This window comes from Arthrobacter sp. Hiyo1 (assembly GCF_001263615.2).
In the GTDB taxonomy this organism is placed as follows: domain Bacteria; phylum Actinomycetota; class Actinomycetes; order Actinomycetales; family Micrococcaceae; genus Arthrobacter.
Window position 1 is genome coordinate 80,755 of record NZ_DF952472.1, and the last position, 2,015, is coordinate 82,769.

General features: G+C 63.0%; 2 protein-coding genes. Both read left to right on the forward strand.

All coding sequences use genetic code 11. From position 1 onward, the window contains the following. Positions 1–162 precede the first annotated feature (162 nt). Positions 163–966 carry an IclR family transcriptional regulator gene (locus tag AHiyo1_RS14030; RefSeq protein ID WP_059388982.1) on the forward strand — a complete coding sequence of 268 codons (804 nt, stop codon included), beginning with the start codon at positions 163–165 and terminating at the stop codon, positions 964–966. 251 nt (positions 967–1,217) lie between these two features. Further along, positions 1,218–2,015: quaternary amine ABC transporter ATP-binding protein (locus AHiyo1_RS14035; protein WP_275937068.1), on the forward strand; the 798-nt coding region annotated here is incomplete at its 3' end.

Sequence of the window (2,015 nt, forward strand, 5' to 3'; positions counted from 1 at the left end):
GACCCGGTTCCCGCGCTGCCGCTCCCGTGGACCCAAACCCTGACCGCCGGATCGGCGGGAAGCCACCCGTTCAATGCCTCTGTGGTTCCGGTCTAGGATTTAGAGAAACAAGGGGGAAGTTCCAGCCTCTTGTTTCGCCGCAGAAAGACGTAGGTATGGCTCATGGCCACGATTGACTTTGACTCCGAAAAGGGCGGAAACGGGCAGCCCGGTGGCGTGCAATCTGTTGACCGCGCCCTCCAGATCCTCGAAATCCTTTCCCGTGACGGACACGCGGGGGTGAGCGAAATCGCCGAGGAAATCGGCATCCACAAATCCTCGGTCTCTCGACTGCTCGGCTCATTGGTGAGCCGGGAGATGGTCCACCAGAACAGCGACCGGGGAAAGTACCAGCTGGGCTTTGGCATCCTGCGGCTTGCCAGCTCGATTCCCGGCCGGCTCAGCTTGGTCCGCGAGGCCCGGCCAGTGTTGGAAAGTCTTGCGGAGGAGTTCAAGGAGACTGTGAACCTCGCTGTCCTGAGATCGAACTATGCCGTAAACGTGGATCAGGCCATGGGACCGTCGTCGTTGGCCACCTATGACTGGGTGGGCGGCTTGACGCCGCTCCATGCCACCTCGAGCGGGAAGGTTTTATTGGCTGCACTGTCCGCCGACGAACGGGACCGCATCCTGACGGAAGCCGGGTTTCATGCCAGGACTCCCCGCACTATCACCAATCGGGACGACCTCGAGAAGCAGCTGATCGATGTGGCCCACGACGGATATGCGGAGACACGCGAGGAACTGGAAATCGGCCTGAACGCGATTGCGGTTCCGATCTACAACCACTTGGGAACCGTCATCGGAGCCGTCAGCATCTCCGGACCCGCGTTCCGCTTTGACCCGCAGAAGATCCCTGGACTTATTGACGCACTTCGTCAGGCCGGAATCCGGATCAGCGTGCAAATGGGCTACACGCACCGATGACCCCGGGCACTGGGGCGCCGGGTCATCAGTAAAGGGTCAGGGGCCCAGGACGACGAAATAGCGTCTCCGACTTTTCGTGACAGCCAAGCACTGCGGATGCATCATCAATAAAGGGGGTAGTGATGGCGGAAAGAGCAGAAGAGCATGAGCACGCACACTGCGATAGAAGAGACCCCCGGCTCCAACGCGACTGAGTCCGCGCTCAAGGTCGATGGACTATGGAAGATCTTCGGCCAGAAGTCTGAGAGATCATCGGCACCCCAGCCGAGCACCTCTCGCGCAAGGAGCTCCAAAGCAAGACCGGCTGCGTCGCGGCCGTCAAGAACGTCTCGTTCGCGGTGGCCCCTGGGGAGGTCTTCGTGGTCATGGGACTCTCCGGCTCCGGCAAATCGACTCTCGTACGCCTGCTCACCCGACTGATCGAGCCGACGGCGGGAAGCGTCACGATCGGCGGCGAAGACGTTATCCGCGCGAGCAAGGCCCGCCTCCGGGCTATGCGCCGGAACCACATGGCGATGGTGTTCCAGCAGTTCGGCCTGCTCCCGCACCGCAAGGTGATCGACAACGTCGCCTACGGCCTCGAAGTCCGCGGGGAGGGCAAGTCCCAGCGCCGCGCCCGAGCCCAGGACATGGTCGACCTCGTCGGCCTGACCGGGTACGAGAATTCGTTCCCCGACCAGCTCTCCGGCGGCATGCAGCAGCGCGTCGGCCTTGCCCGGGCACTCGCCGTGGACCCGCAGGTCCTGCTCTTCGACGAGCCGTTTTCCGCCCTTGACCCGCTCATCCGCCGCGACATGCAGAACGAGGTCCGCCGCCTGCACGAGGAGGTGGGGAAGACGATGGTCTTCATCACCCACGACCTCCAGGAGGCCCTCAAGCTCGGTGACCGGATCCTCATCATGCGCGATGGCGAGGTCGTCCAGATCGGAACCCCGGCCGACATCGTAGCCAACCCCGCTGACGACTACGTGCGCGACTTCATCTCGGATGTCCCCCGCTCCCATGTGCTCACGCTGCGCTATGTGGTGCGGCCCCCGCGCGAAGGCGAG